The sequence below is a fragment of the uncultured Campylobacter sp. genome (assembly GCF_938045535.1).
Lineage (GTDB): Bacteria > Campylobacterota > Campylobacteria > Campylobacterales > Campylobacteraceae > Campylobacter_B.
This window is the reverse complement of sequence record NZ_CALIMQ010000202.1, coordinates 1-14316: the sequence shown is the minus strand read 5'-3', so window position 1 is coordinate 14316 and position 14316 is coordinate 1. Positions and strand designations below refer to the sequence as shown.

The window sequence follows — 14316 nt, the reverse complement described above, 5'->3', positions numbered from 1 at the left end:
AAATTAGTGAAAATTGGACCGATAAAATTTGCGTGAGATTAAGCTATGACATATAATTTTATTATTTCGACTTCTTGCGTTTGTATATTGTAAAAACAATAAAGAAAAATGCGTAAAATTTAACCTAAAAGTAACTATAAAAATTTGTTTTATGCTTTAAAATTTGGTTTATTTTTTCAAATAGCCATAAACGCCACTTCTGCTTCGCCGATATTTATGACCTTGCCTTTGCGCGTCATCACGCCTAGTCCATGCTCCATGTCCCACGAGCAGCTAAACTCAAAGCCGATTTTCGCGCCGTCTAGGATATAGATATTTTGTAGCTCCAATAGTTCGCTAAGCTCCTGCGGCGTGCTGATGCCTGGCATGAAATCGCTTTTCGTCTCGCTCGGATAGTCGTAAATTTTTTGCCATTTTGGGTAGTTTTTTAAAATTTCAGCTAAGATGCCCGTTAAAATTTCTTCCTGATTTTGCTTTAAAAACTCGATTGCGTTTGAGCGCATACGGCTTGACTCGTCCGTCTCTTCGCTGTCTTCATCTAAAAAGGTGCAGCAAAACTCATCTTCTTGCTCTAAAGCTTTACCGAAATACTCCAGCCGCAGCGGGAAACTAAAGTCCTCGTATTCTTCATCTTCAAATTTAGGAAAAATTTTAGGCTCCGCAAGATGTGCATTAAAAAACTCCGCGACCTTTGGGCTACGGGTGAAAAGGTGCTCCTCATTCGCTTCGTAGCTTTTGCGCAAAAATTTAAGCGCCTCCTGCTCTGCTTCGCACTCGAGGCAGCATTCGCCTTTATAATAATCGCTCACGTAGGGCGGATTTTCATTACTTCTGGCGTACTTGTCCATCTTGCCTAGCCAGCGCAGCATATTTGGGGCGTCGCGCCCATTTGTACTCATTTACCATGCGCGCCGCGTAGATGTATGAGGCATAGACGCGGTTTTTCTCATCGTCCGCCTCCGCCCATTTTGCCTCGATAAAGCGAATAATTTCCGCCTTTGTAATCTAGGATTTTTTAAGCAGCGATCTGTCTAAGAAGACGCCGATCTCATCCATTATTTTTGCGCGTCCATTGCTACTCCTTTATAAATTTTTTGCCGATCTGCCTTACGGTCTGAAAATAATCGCCGAATTTCTCCTCTACTTGTTCGAAATTTTATCGGCACTGATAGCACTTTGAGCCGGAATTTTACCTTGCTCGTTTCTTTGCTTGAGCTGTCCGCACGCTGCACTGATATCTAGCCCCTTGCTCTGGCGGATCGTGCAAGTAATGCCGTGCGCGCAGAGATAGTCTTGGAATTTCACCATGTTTTCGGGGCTTGGCCTGCCAAAGCTCGAGCCTTCGTGCGGATTAAAATAGATCAGATTTACTTTTGCGCGAATGCCGTGCAGAAGCTTCACTAGCGTTTTGGCATCGCTTGAGCGGTCATTTATCCCATCGATTATTAGATATTCAAACATCACCCGTTTTCGCAGATCGATTGGGAACTCGCGCACCGCCTGCATGATCGATGCGATATTGTAGGCGCGATTTATCGGCATTAGTTTTTCACGCAGTTCGTCATCCACTGCATGCAGTGAGATCGCGAGTAGCACGCCAAGATCCATTTCGCCAAGCTTTTTTATCTGCGTAGAAAGTCCGCTTGTACTTATCGTTTGGCGACGCGGCGCTATTGCGAGTCCGTCGTTTTCTTTTAAAATTCGCACGGCTTTGGCAACGTTGTCTAGGTTATTAAGCGGTTCGCCCATCCCCATATATACGACATTGACGCGGCGCTCGTACGGGATCGCGTTCATTTTTTTGATGAGCCAAATTTGAGCCACGATTTCGCCTGGAGTTAAATTCCGTACGAAGCCACCTTTTGCTGTCAGGCAAAAGGTGCAGCCAATTTTGCAACCCACTTGCGAACTTACGCAGATTGAGTAGCGCGCGTGTCTTATAATTTTTTCGTTTTCATCTCGCAGTTCATCCTTCATCGGTAGCAGGACACTTTCTATCGTCTTGCCATCTTTGAGAGCGAAAAGGTATTTGATACTGCCATCACTACTTGTTTCGGATCTGACGCATTCAAGTGGATCTAAATAAAAATTTTGAGCTAAACTTTGACGGATCTCTTTTGGTAGATTTAGCATTTGTGTGAAGTCATCCACATTCTTTTTGTAAATCCATTCGTAAATTTGCTTGGCTCTAAATTTCGGTTCGATGAAATTTTCAAGCTCTTTCATCGTAAAATCAAAGATATTTTTCAAATTAATGCCTTAGTTTTTAGATATTTAGTTAAATTTTTTTTTGCAGCGGCGTGATTTTTTAAAAAATTTGCGTGAGCATTTGAATCGCAGAAATTCGTCGCACAAAAAATTCCGTAAGCGGGAATTTGAAATTTTTGTGCTACCTTGAGAACCGAAAAAAATTCCATATTTTCTAAAAAATAACCACGCTCAAAGAATTTTAGCGCGGATTTTTTATCGGTCGTGATAAAATTTGAGCTATTAATTATTGTTTCATATGAAACATTGGTAGAATTCCTAGCTATAATTTCATAGCTAATCGGGGAGTATGAAAGCTCATAAAGCGCCGATATCTCACAGTTTGCAGCCGATCTGCTTTCATAAATTTTTAGAATTTTACCTTCTTTATATAGCCCCGCAGAACCCACGAAAATGATTTCACTCGGCAAGCTTTGCCTATTTTCGCATAAAAATTTAGTCAAATTTATACTCATATCTACTAGCCCTACACCCATAGGCAGGGCAAAATCAAAAATTTCATTTCGTCCAGCAGAGATTATCATTTACGCATTCACGCTTTCATTATTTTTCACTAATCATAGCAAAATGACGATAAATTTAAAGCTAAATTTTGAAATTTTTTCGTCGTAAAGTATCGGATGAAATTAAAATAAATCGAGTAAACATCTATGAGAGCTGTACCTTTATCTTCCATAATGGTAGTAGTGCAGGTGGCGGGTAGAAGATGGAAAAGTATCATAAAAAAAGCTTATAATTTAGCTAAAACGAAGAAATTTTATCTAAGCAAAAACGATGCTTGCAAAAAACTTGCAAGATAATAAAGGCTGAAATAAAATTAATTATTTGGTCGCTTTGGCGGCTAAGTTTCAACCCTGCGGTATAAATCTGACCAAATTTACAGTCTCACTTCAATATTTTGTTTTTGCAAATACGCTTTTAGTGCCTTGATTTCGATCTCTCTGAAGTGAAAAATCGATGCCGCTAGACATGCGTCCGCGCCTGCTAAAAATGCGTCCTTAAAATGCTCCATTTTACCCGCACCGCCGCTTGCGATCACAGGGATATCAAGCGCGCTAAAAATCCGCGTTAAATTTAACTCAAATCCGTTTTTAATGCCGTCGCAGTCCATCGATGTGAGTAAAATTTCTCCCGCGCCGCGCTCCTGCGCCTCTTTCGCCCAAGCAAGCGCGTCCCTGCCGGTATCCAGCCTGCCGCCGTTTATAAACACGCTATAGCCGCAAAGTTCGCCGTTCCCAGTTAAAATTTCATCCTGCGAGCTGCGTGAAGTCTCTCTAAAATTCTGTGCCTCATTGCGTAAATTCGCATCCGAATTCCGTGCGCCGTCGTGCAAACTCTCGCTCAAATTCCTTGCCGCACCATATAAATTGCCGCGCGAAATTTCACTAGAATTTCGTTTCGCATCTATCGCTACCACGACGCACTGTGAGCCGAATTTGTTCGCCGCTTTGTCTATTAAATTCGGATTTTTTATCGCGGCGGAGTTGAGGCTTATTTTGTCGCAGCCGACGTTTAGTAGGCGCGAGATATCATCGATCGTGCGGATGCCGCCGCCCACGGTCAGCGGGATAAAAAGCTCGCGCGCGACCCGTTCCACGACGTCCACGATCGTATCGCGCTCAAGGTGCGACGCCGTGATATCGAGGAAGCATAGCTCGTCCGCGCCCTCCTCATTGTAGCGTTTGGCTATCTCGACCGGATCGCCCGCATCTACGAGACCTACGAAATTTACGCCCTTTACCACCCGTCCGTCTTTGACATCTAGGCATGGGATTATGCGTTTTGCGAATCTATTCAAAGCAGCCCTTCGGAATAAAATTTTTTATGATTTTAGCTAAATTTTACTTAACATAATGACTTTATAAGTAAAATTTGGCTAGACTCTCGCGATGATTAGGGCGAAAAAAGAGTTCGGGCAAAATTTTTTAAAAGACGAAACCGTTTTAAGCAAGATCATCCAAGCGATTCCCGAGAATGTACAGAATGTCGTTGAGATCGGGGCTGGCTTAGGTGATTTAACTCGTAAGCTTTTGGAATTTTACAGATTAAAAAGTTTCGAGATAGATGAAGATTTATATCAAATTTTAAGCGCTAAATTTGCGCAGCAGATCGCTAGCGGCGAGCTTGAGCTCGTTTTGGGCGATGCTTTGCGGATTTGGCAGCAGCGGGGTCTTGGCTGCGGCGAATATTTTTTGGTCGCAAATTTGCCCTACTACGTCGCTACGAAGATGATTTTGCAAGCGATCGACGATAAGTTATGCAGCGGATTTTTGGTGATGATCCAAAAGGAGGTCGCTTTAAAATTCTGCGCTAGAGCCGGGCAGAGCGATTTTAGCGCTCTTTCGATCCTAGCCGATCTCGCGGGCGGTTGCGAGCTTCTATTCGACGTTGAGCCTGGCTGCTTCGAGCCTGCGCCGAAGGTAACTTCGTCGGTGATCAGGCTCGTAAAAGGCAAAAATTTCAAACCCGGTGTCGAGGAAAGCGCGGAGAGTCTCGGCGTAAAAAGTTGCGCCCGTTTCCAAAGTCTCGATGAATACGAGAAATTTAAAAGCTTTTTGCGCGTATCTTTCAGCGCGCCGCGAAAGACGCTTATTAAAAATTTAAGCGCAAAATTTGATAGAGGCTTAGCCGAAGAGATCTTTTTAAATTTGAAAATTCCGCCCACGGTTCGGGCGCACGAGTTAAATTTCACCCTTTTTTTAGAAATTTTTAAAAATTTAAAGGTAAAAGATGGAAGAAAATAGAAATGAAAACGGCGTCGAACGACTTAAAAAAAGCAATCGCTACAAAAAACGCAAGGAAAATCTAAAAAAATCTATCGCGAGTGAGGGCTCTGCGGGCGGCGCGGAATTTGGCGGCGAGCATGAAAACGGCTCCCGCAAAAATAAAGGCGCGAAAAACGCGCAAAATTCCGCTCGTTCAAAGGGTTCAAAAAACGGCTCTCGCAACGGATCGAATTCTGTGGGTGGCGCGTCAAATGGCGGTTTAAACGCTACGCATTCAAACGGTGCGAGCGGTGCAAATTTAAACGGCGCCGCAAAATCGGGCGGCAATAACGCAAAAGGCGCAAATTCTAACGCCTCAGACGATAGCTCTTCGGACGCGCAGAAAAAGAAAAAGCACAAAAAGCGCTCCAATATGCCAAAGAGCCTCACGGGCAACGAGCCGTGGCAGAAGGCGATGGAAGAGGCGATCGCGGAAAATAAGCTGATCCACGAGGAGCGCTTGCATCCGCTTAAAAATGCTAACCGTAGCGATGAGACGGTGCGTATCACGCCGCTTGGCGGGCTGGGCGAGATCGGTGCGAATATGACCGTTTTTGAGACCAATACGAGCGCAATCATCGTCGATGTGGGCATGAGCTTTCCCGAGGAGAGCATGCTTGGAGTGGATATTTTGATCCCCGATTTTGATTATGTCCGCAAGATAAAAAATAAGATCAAGGGCATCCTCATCACCCACGCGCACGAGGATCATATCGGCGCGATGCCATATTTTTTCAAAGAATTCCAATTCCCGATCTACGCTACGCCGCTTCCTTTGGGGATGATAAGCAATAAATTTGAAGAGCACGGCCTTAAAGCCGAGCGTAGCTACTTCCGCCCCGTGCAGAAGCGCCAGCTCTATCAGATCGGCGATTTTGAAGTCGAGTTTATCCACATAACGCACTCGATTATCGATGCGAGCGCACTTGCGATCACGACGAAGGCGGGTACGATCATCCATACGGGCGATTTTAAGATCGATCACACGCCGATCGACGGCTATCCGACCGATCTGAACCGCCTTGCGTATTACGGCGATCGCGGCGTTATGCTTTTGATGAGCGATAGCACGAACTCGCACAAAGAGGGGATCACAAAGTCCGAAAGCTCGGTAGGAAAGACCTTTGATACGATATTTTCAAGCTGTAAGGGGCGCGTGATAATGAGCACCTTCAGCTCAAACATCCACCGCGTCTATCAGGCTATTGAGCGCGGCGTAAAATACGGCCGCAAGGTCTGCGTCATCGGACGAAGCATGGAGCGAAATTTATTTACCGCGATGGAGCTTGGATATGTAAATTTAGACAAAAAGATCTTTGTCGATGCCGATCAGGTCTCCAAATACCCCGATAATGAGGTTTTAATCGTTACTACCGGCTCGCAGGGAGAGACGATGAGCGCGCTGTATCGCATGGCGACGGACGAGCACAAATATATCAAGATCAAATCCACCGACCAAGTAATCATCAGCGCCAAAGCAATCCCCGGCAACGAAAGCAGCGTCTCGACCGTGCTTAACTACCTGCTAAAAAGCGGCGCAAAGGTCGCGTACCAGGACTTTAGCGAGATACACGTAAGCGGGCACGCCTCAATCGAGGAGCAAAAACTCATGCTGCGCCTGATAAAGCCGAAATTTTTCCTACCCGTACACGGCGAATACAACCACATCGTAAAACACAAAGAGACCGCGATGGAGTGCGGTATCGAGGAGAAAAATATCTATCTGATGAACGACGGCGATCAGATGGAGGTTTGCGAAAAATATCTAAAGCGCGTCAAGACCGTCAAGACGGGCAAGGTCTTCATTGACAACCAGATCAACAAACAGATCTCCGACGAGATCGTCAAGCACCGCCAAAATTTAGCCGATGCGGGTGTCGCGGTCATTATCGCGCAGATCGACAAAAACGAAAAGAGGCTCATTCAGACGCGCGTCATCACTTACGGACTCGTCGCAGAGAACCAAACGGCGCACTTTACCAAAGAGATGCAGGGCATCATCGAGCAGTTTTTGGCAAATTTAAAAGATGAAATTCTGCTCGATCACTGGGCGCTGGAGGGCAAGATCCGCCAGGCCGTGCGCAAACACATCTTTAGAAAGATCAAAAAATATCCGACCATCGTACCGGTGATCTATTTGATGTAAGCGTGGCTAAATTTAGCGCGCAAAGAGGCTTTGATCTGCGGCAGGCAAGTGAAATTTTATGGCGCGGATGAGCTATTGGGTGTAAAATTTTGCAATGTGTGCTGGTTTTACGGCGTGAAATTTTAAAGTGAAGAGTAAAATTTCGGCATAAAGCAAAATTTAAAGAGCATCTAGTAAGCCCGCAGTTATACGAACGAAGCGGCGCAGAATTTTGCGGATTAAAATTTTATGGCGCAAATTTCAAAGGCGTGAAATTTTAGCTAGCGTAAATTTAAGCGTGGCGCAAAGAGGCGCAAAATGAAAGTAAATTTTAAAAAGAAGGTTTAATGAGTGAAATTTTAGATACGGCACGAGAGGTGCTGAGGCTCGAAGGAGCGGAGCTTTTGCGGCATGCGGAGCTTATCGGCGACGAAATTGAGCGAGCCGTAAACTTGATCCTGGCTTGCAAAGGCAAAGTAATCGTCACCGGCGTGGGCAAGAGCGGCCACATAGGCGTCAAGATCGCCGCGACGCTTGCCAGCACCGGTACGCCGTCGTTTTTTGTCCACCCTACCGAGGCGCTGCACGGAGATTTGGGCATGATCGGTAAGGACGACATGGTGCTTGCGATCAGCTTTAGCGGCGAGAGCGAGGAGCTGGTTAGGATCCTGCCTCATCTTAAGCGTTTCGGCGTGAAGATCATCGCGATGGCGCGCGATAAAAACAGCTCGCTCGGTAAGGTTAGCGATGAGTTCATAAGCCTAAATATCGTCAAAGAGGCTTGCCCCCTAGGCGCCGCACCGACGGTTTCTACGACGCTAACACTTGCGTTAGGAGACGCGTTAGCGATCTGTTTGATGAGACGGCGCAGATTCGGCAAAGAAGATTTTGCAAATTTTCATCCAGGCGGAAGCCTCGGCAAGCGGCTCTTCGTCAAAGTAAAAGACGTGATGCAAAGTAAAAATTTACCGGTTATAAAGCATAACGCCAGCTTAAAACAAGCTATCGACGTTATGACTCACGGAAAGCTCGGCACCGTTTTGTTAGTGAACGAAAAAGACGCGCTTGAGGCGATCTTGAGCGACGGCGATCTGCGCCGCGCGCTGATGCGAGAGGACTTCGATATCAATGGCGATGCGCTAAAATATGCCACCAAAAACCCTAAAATGCTGGACGATAAAAATATGTTAGCCATAGACGCGCTAAATTTGATCGAGCAATTTAAAATTCAAGTCCTGCCCGTGGTCGAAAACGGCGTGCCCGCGGGGATCTTGCATATCCATGATCTAACGAGCCTGGGGCTAAAATAATGCAAAAGATGCGTCTGAACAAATTTATCTCTCATAACACTGCCTACTCGCGCCGTGAGGCGGACGAGCTGATTAAGCAGGGCAAGGTTAGCATTAACGGCCGCGTCGTTAGCGATTTTATAGAGGTTGGCGGCGAGGAGAAGATCCGCATCGGCTCGCGCCTCATCAAGCCTAAGACGGAATTTACGATGATCGTTTATAACAAACGCAAAGGCGAGTTAGTTACTAAAAAGGACGATCGCGGCAGGCGGACGATTTACGATAGCTTGCCGGAGGGATTTAGCAGATTTGTTAGCGTGGGGCGTTTGGATTTCGCAAGCGAAGGGCTTTTGCTACTAACCGATGCGCCGGCGATCGCCACGGCGCTGATGAACAGCGACATCGAGCGAGAGTACTATCTAAAGGTAAAAGGCGAGGTAGGGGACGAGGTAGTAACGGCGATCCGAGAGGGCTTTTTCGCCGCAGATGCGAGCAAGGGCGCGCACGCCAAAAGCAAGATCAAATCGATGGAATTTAAGCCCTTTTTGGGCTACCGCATAATGCCTAGCAGCGGCGGTTATACGAAGATAAAGGCGATCATCAACGAGGGTCAAAATCGCGAGCTGCGTAGATTTTTCGGCTATTTTGATCTGGATGTCGTGGAGCTTAAGCGCACGGCATTCGGTAGGATGACGCTTGGAACGCTAAAGCCCGGCAAATGGCGCTATTTCGATCAGAGCGAATACGAAGATCTGCGCGATTTTTTGAAAGAAAACAAAATCCGCTATTAAATTTAAGAAAAGAGGCGAAATGAGCTCAAAAACAAACGCCGCGCGCGTACTGGACAGCTTGAAAATTCCCTACGAGATCAAAGAATACGCGGCGGATCCTTCAAATTTAGACGCGGTGCATGTGGCTAATAGCGTGAGCGAGTCGATCGAGCGGGTCTATAAAACGATAGTTTGCACGGCGGATCACGAATATGTCGTAGCCTGCCTGCAAGGCGATCTAAATCTGGATCTCAAGGCGCTAGCGCACATCTGCGGCGCGAAGCGTTGCGAGCTGATGGATTTGAAGGATTTACAAAAGGTTACGGGCTACATCAGGGGCGGCTGCTCGCCGCTTGGGATGAAAAAACACTTCCGCACCTTCATCGATGAAAAAGCGCTAACGCAGGATAAAATTTACGTTAGCGCAGGCGTGCGCGGAAAACAGATTGCTCTCGCGCCGAAGGACCTTGCAATCGCAACCGAAGCGCAAATTTGCAAAATAACGCATGACTAAGGCAGCGTCACTTTTTCTGCCGCCTGCGTAAGTAACGCCGGCGGCAAGCTAGCCAAAATTTAAACTGTGAAATTTAGACTTTTAAAATTTGGCGTTGCACTGTTTGTTAAAACGAGCTCCTGCGCAGCAAGAAAATACAAATCAAATTAATTTCGTAAAATTTTATTGTTAAAATTCTAAGTACCGCGCGCCGAAAAATATCTCAAACGAGATGACGAGCACGCGGGGGGGGGCAAAGCAAGTCTATTTTAAAAGTGCATGCTTTATGTGCGATCTGTTTTATTCACTATAAATTTAGACTCGCGGCGTTTGGAGCCATTTGCGATGAAATTTTAAAATTTCATCGCAAATTTTCTACGTCTCGCGCTTATTTTTTGAAAAGCTCGGAGACGTTCGGGGCTTGCTTTTCTTGCTCGCTAGCGGCGAAAAATTCCGCTTTAGCAAAGTTGAAAACGCTGGCGATGATGTTAGTAGGAAACATCTCGCAGGCGTTATTATAAACTGTAACGGCGCCGTTATAAGCGCGGCGTGCGGCGCTGATCTGCTCCTCGCACTCGCCTAACGCGTTTTGTAGCTTGGCAAACGATTCGTTAGCCTTGAGGTTCGGATACGCCTCTACCGCAATGCGGATCTGTCCTAAAAGAGTCGAAATTTCGCTATTTAGCTTAAATTTGTCCGCGTTAGAAGCCGCATTGATCGCTTGCGAGCGAAGTTCGCTAACGCGCGTTAACACGGCGTTTTCGTGGCTCATGTATTCGCGCGTGGCGCTAACTAAATTTGGGATGAGGTCGTAGCGTTTTTTAAGCTGCGTATCGACAGTGGAAGCGATGTTTCGCACCTGGTTGCGCTTGGCGATGAACGAGTTATAAACGCCCACTAACGCCAAAACTAACAAAACTATGACGACTAATAAAACCAAAGCCGCATTCATTTTCTCTCCTTTTAAAGTGTTTCAATTAAAAATAAGAATATTTAGCTATACTGCCGTTTCTTTATTTGTGTCAAGGTAGCTCAGCTGGTTAGAGCGCTGGTCTCATAAGCCGGAGGTCGAGAGTTCAAGTCTCTCTCTTGACACCATCTTTAATTCCTTTAAGAGCCGCAATAGCGCCCCGAAAAGTTTGGGATTATATCTTACTTATACTTGAAAAATAATGAAAATTGGCAAAAGTATAAAATTTACCTTCGGGCAAATGTGAGTTTTTTTGAATTTGTTGCTCCGTCTCTAAAAGATAAATTTACGCAAAGTATCTTTACCTACGAGCCTTTAAGATATTTTGGCAAAAGTTTTTTATTCGAGTCTCTTTCGCGTTTTCACATCGGCAAATCTCGCGTCGGCATAATCTAACGCATTCCGCACAAATTCACACTATTTAGCTAAATTTTTGATATAATCTCCCGCTTTAAAAGCCAAAATTCAAAGGAAACATATGAAATTTATTTCTCACAAAATTTTAAAAAGTGCAGTTTTGCTGGCGGCATTGGGATCTTTCGCGACTTGCGGCGCCGAGATGCAACAGCCTAACGGTTACGCTATAAGCGGCGCGGCGCTATCGGCGATAGAGGAGGATAATAGGGCGAAAGAAAATTATCTAGTCATTGACGTTAGAAGTGCAGATGAGTACGCTGCAGGCCATATAAAACACGCGATCAACATTCCGCTTGGAGAGCTTGAAAGTAGGTTGGACGAGATAAACGCCTACAAGGATAAAAACGTCGTGCTTTATTGCAATACCGGTAATCGCAGTGGAAAGGCGCTTGATCTGCTTAAACAAAAGGGCTTCAATGTGCTTATGAACGCGCCCGGTGTGAAGCAGTACGACTACGAGCTGTATAAGGTCGGCAGCATAAACGCGGAGGGGTTTTTGAAAATAGCAAATGATCCAAACGTGCTGATCATCGACGCTAGGCAGAAGCAGGACTACGACGCGGGGCATATGAAGGGCGCTATAAATATTCCTGATGGCGAGCCTTTAGAAAATTACAAGGATGTGCTTGAGGCCAATAAAGACAAAAAGATGATCACACACTGTTACAGCGGCAACCGCAGCGCCAAGCTCGCCAAGGCCTTAAATGAGCTAGGCTACAACGTCACAAATCTACTCGACGGAACGAAAGAGTATAATTACGAGCTGGTGAAATAGAATTTTATGATTTATTTCGCAGCGCGAATTAAAATTTAACTTCGTGCGTAGCGCGTAAATTTAGGTGCCGCAAATCCGCAAGATTTCGGTTTCAATGGAGCTTCTGTGCTGTATTTGGCGAGGCTTTATCTTGAGCAAAATTCTGCACCAAAATCCTATGCGCAGAATTTTACTTTGGAATGCCGATCTTGGAATTTTGCGGTGCGAAATTCCAAGCGGCGGAATTTCTTCAAGATATTTCAAATGTCATTAAATTTTACTATTTGGCATGCACAAACACTACCCAAAATATGGCAATAAGCTTTAGTTGGAATTTGAGCTGCGAATTCTTGATTAAATTTATTCGTATTAATAAAAATAAATCCCGCAAAATGATAAAATACTACTTTGAGTAAATTTGAAACGGTATTTTACGGGAGGGATCATGAAATTTAAAGATTTTAAAGCTGCAAACTGCGCTAACTACGACTTTTTCACCGCCGAAGAGCTAAGCTATAAAGAATTTATCAGACTAAGTTTTGGCGAGTTCGCCCGCAAAAATCCAAGCTCTAACTGGGCGCTTAGCATCGACGATAGGAGCTTTGATTCGTTTCCGAATTTTACTCAAAAGCATCCAATCTGCTTATCCGATCTAAATTTTAAAGATAGCATCTTTCAGTTTAGGATCTGCTCCGAAAACAGCGTCCAGAGCCTAGGACACCGCATTTTCACCTGCCTAGACGGCATCCATAAAGACTTCGTCGCAAGCGAGATCAAGCAAATCGACGAGGTGATGATGAAGCTAAAAACGGGCGTTTTGAAGGACTTTACCTGCGTCTCGAAGTGCGGCTGGTGGATAACCGACATCTGGCGCGATATGTATCCGGTGACGGATGAGAGCGAGAGCGAAAATTTCGTCGCGGATATGCTTGATAGCGAGTTTTCGGCGCAAATGCGGCTCATAAACGAGCGACTTTTGAGCGCGCAAAATAGCGGCGAGCTTGACGGGCTCATCGCCGAGCTAAGGACGCAGGAGTAAATTTTTAAAATTTGCCCGCGCCTTGTCCTTGATGCAGCGGGCGTACTCCCGTATTTTGCGGATAAATTTTTAAAATTTACCGACTTAAATTTACCCCAGCTTGCCGTTTGTCGCACAGCTATTTACGGGATACGGCGTGAGTCCATAGTCTGCGGATTCGACATTCCAAAAGTCCAAATTTGCGCTGCGCGAGACGATATACTCAAAGCCCTTTTGATTTAGCTCGATCAAAATTTCAAATTCCTCGCCGTTTTTGCAGACGATACTTTCGAAAAAGTGCGAAAAGCAGGCGATCTTTGCGTTTTCTTTCTGCATCGATTGATTTAGCATGAGCTCCATGTTGCTTAGAATTTTAAATACCGTCTGGCTAGTCTCAAACCTACCGAAGCGCGCATAATACTTTGCTAAATTTTGCTCATTGAGCGTAACGGATTTGGTGCAGTTTTGCGTTATCTGCTCGTATATCGCGCCGAAAAGCTCAATCGACGCGTTTTGATTATCTATCGCCTTGTTTTCGTGGTTTTCGATGACGACGAAGCCGTCTTTTATGCAAAATTTTTCGTTTTTATAGTAAAAGCTCACCCTTGCGATCTCTTGCTCGAAGCGCTTTTTATAAGTGAAGGGTAGATACGTCGTAACGCCCATTTTATCGATGATCGCAGAGCTTTTGACGCCGCCGTCCAGCTCGTGCTGCATAAAGTAGCGGATGAAGCTGCCCTGCTCGATATCAAAGCTATTTAAATACTCGATCTTATCCAGATACGCACAACGGTAGAGCCGCACGAACTCGGAATTTAGCGAGATATTGATCTCGTCGGGGGATGTCTCCGTATTTTTCGGTCACGGGTGCGTCGATGCGTTCTATGATATTCATCTGTTTTTCGACTTTGTCTTTTACGAAAATAGTGATTTTGACCTGCTGCATCTCATAAAGGCGCTTTATCGTCTCGGTAGCGCTTTTTGTGATATCGGTCTTAAATTTTTTCGCCAGCTCCGATTTTTTGAGTGTCAGCAAAAAATCGCCGTTTTTTAGCTTGTTCTGCGAATACAGAAGATAAAGCAACTCCTCATAAATCATCAAATGCGAGTAGGTCAAAAAGGTATTATCCACGACTATGACATAATAACAGCGCGTTACAGAGTATCTTTTGTTGTCTCTTAGAAAGTCGTTGTAAATTTTTAGCTTGCTCGCATTTTTCGATACCTTAAATACGTCGTAAGATTCTAAAAATATATTTTCCATATTTCGCCTTAGGTCAAGATACTTTTGAAATATTACACAATATTTGTTTAAGTTGTTTTAAATTTTATCTTAAGGATAAAAAATATTAGCGAGTAAAATAATTTGTAAAATTTTAATTATATCTTTAATATTCACTTAAATATAATAAAATAATTTATAAAAATAGATTTTTTGTAGGAAAAT

General features: G+C 44.8%; 15 protein-coding genes and 1 tRNA gene. 9 read left to right on the top strand and 7 right to left on the bottom strand.

Features of this window, described 5'->3' with window-relative positions; all coding sequences use genetic code 11:
* Window positions 1-176: 176 nt before the first annotated feature.
* The 4 genes from Q0095_RS06245 to hisF all read right to left on the bottom strand — a co-directional run bounded on the left by Q0095_RS06245 (window position 177) and on the right by hisF (window position 4066).
* A complete protein-coding gene (locus Q0095_RS06245) occupies window positions 177-899 on the bottom strand; it encodes a hypothetical protein (protein ID WP_297882383.1) in 723 nt (240 codons plus the stop codon).
* Window positions 900-1140: 241 nt separating this feature from the next.
* A complete protein-coding gene (rlmN, locus tag Q0095_RS06240) occupies window positions 1141-2250 on the bottom strand; it encodes a 23S rRNA (adenine(2503)-C(2))-methyltransferase RlmN (RefSeq protein ID WP_297882381.1) in 1110 nt (369 codons plus the stop codon).
* Window positions 2247-2792 carry a purine-nucleoside phosphorylase gene (locus Q0095_RS06235; protein WP_297882379.1) on the bottom strand — a complete coding sequence of 182 codons (546 nt, stop codon included), beginning with the start codon at window positions 2790-2792 and terminating at the stop codon, window positions 2247-2249. Before Q0095_RS06235 ends, rlmN begins: the two co-directional genes overlap by 4 nt.
* Window positions 2793-3145: 353 nt before the next feature.
* Complete coding sequence (hisF, locus tag Q0095_RS06230; RefSeq protein ID WP_297882377.1) at window positions 3146-4066, bottom strand: imidazole glycerol phosphate synthase subunit HisF; 921 nt, start codon at window positions 4064-4066, stop codon at window positions 3146-3148.
* 91 nt (window positions 4067-4157) lie between these two features.
* Here hisF and rsmA point away from each other — a divergent pair, with 91 nt between their 5' ends.
* The 5 genes from rsmA (at window position 4158) to ybaK (ending at window position 9731) form a co-directional block, all read left to right on the top strand.
* Window positions 4158-5012, top strand: a complete 855-nt coding sequence (rsmA, locus tag Q0095_RS06225; protein WP_297882375.1) for a 16S rRNA (adenine(1518)-N(6)/adenine(1519)-N(6))-dimethyltransferase RsmA — start codon at window positions 4158-4160, stop codon at window positions 5010-5012.
* Window positions 4999-7179: an RNase J family beta-CASP ribonuclease gene (locus Q0095_RS06220; RefSeq protein ID WP_297882373.1), complete on the top strand. Its 2181-nt coding sequence runs from the start codon at window positions 4999-5001 to the stop codon at window positions 7177-7179. The genes rsmA and Q0095_RS06220 overlap by 14 nt, the downstream gene beginning before the upstream one ends.
* Window positions 7180-7505: 326 nt before the next feature.
* Window positions 7506-8468: a KpsF/GutQ family sugar-phosphate isomerase gene (locus Q0095_RS06215; RefSeq protein ID WP_297882370.1), complete on the top strand. Its 963-nt coding sequence runs from the start codon at window positions 7506-7508 to the stop codon at window positions 8466-8468.
* The gene (locus tag Q0095_RS06210) at window positions 8468-9238 is read left to right on the top strand and encodes a pseudouridine synthase (RefSeq protein ID WP_297882368.1); all 771 of its coding nucleotides are present in this window, start codon (window positions 8468-8470) and stop codon (window positions 9236-9238) included. Before Q0095_RS06215 ends, Q0095_RS06210 begins: the two co-directional genes overlap by 1 nt.
* A 19-nt stretch (window positions 9239-9257) precedes the next feature.
* On the top strand, window positions 9258-9731 hold the full coding sequence (ybaK, locus tag Q0095_RS06205; RefSeq protein ID WP_297882366.1) for a Cys-tRNA(Pro) deacylase: 474 nt from the start codon (window positions 9258-9260) through the stop codon (window positions 9729-9731).
* 367 nt (window positions 9732-10098) lie between these two features.
* On the opposite strand, the gene Q0095_RS06200 is transcribed toward ybaK, so the two are convergent.
* The gene (locus tag Q0095_RS06200) at window positions 10099-10662 is read right to left on the bottom strand and encodes a LemA family protein (protein ID WP_297882364.1); all 564 of its coding nucleotides are present in this window, start codon (window positions 10660-10662) and stop codon (window positions 10099-10101) included.
* A gap of 69 nt (window positions 10663-10731) precedes the next feature.
* On the opposite strand from Q0095_RS06200, the gene Q0095_RS06195 reads away from it, so the two are divergent.
* The 4 genes from Q0095_RS06195 (at window position 10732) to Q0095_RS06180 (ending at window position 12890) form a co-directional block, all read left to right on the top strand.
* Window positions 10732-10808: transfer RNA gene (locus Q0095_RS06195), tRNA-Met, on the top strand.
* A 350-nt stretch (window positions 10809-11158) separates the two neighbouring features.
* Window positions 11159-11872 carry a rhodanese-like domain-containing protein gene (locus tag Q0095_RS06190; protein ID WP_297882362.1) on the top strand — a complete coding sequence of 238 codons (714 nt, stop codon included), beginning with the start codon at window positions 11159-11161 and terminating at the stop codon, window positions 11870-11872.
* 130 nt (window positions 11873-12002) lie between these two features.
* On the top strand, window positions 12003-12125 hold the full coding sequence (locus Q0095_RS06185; RefSeq protein ID WP_297882360.1) for a hypothetical protein: 123 nt from the start codon (window positions 12003-12005) through the stop codon (window positions 12123-12125).
* A gap of 171 nt (window positions 12126-12296) precedes the next feature.
* A complete protein-coding gene (locus tag Q0095_RS06180; RefSeq protein WP_297882358.1) occupies window positions 12297-12890 on the top strand; it encodes an effector protein in 594 nt (197 codons plus the stop codon).
* A gap of 90 nt (window positions 12891-12980) precedes the next feature.
* Here the strand turns inward: Q0095_RS06180 and Q0095_RS06175 are convergent, their stop codons facing one another.
* Window positions 12981-13673, bottom strand: a complete 693-nt coding sequence (locus Q0095_RS06175; RefSeq protein ID WP_297882356.1) for a hypothetical protein — start codon at window positions 13671-13673, stop codon at window positions 12981-12983.
* Entirely contained in the window at window positions 13642-14133 is a 492-nt protein-coding gene (locus Q0095_RS06170; RefSeq protein WP_297882354.1) for a hypothetical protein, read from the bottom strand. The genes Q0095_RS06175 and Q0095_RS06170 overlap by 32 nt, the downstream gene beginning before the upstream one ends.
* Window positions 14134-14316 lie beyond the last annotated feature (183 nt).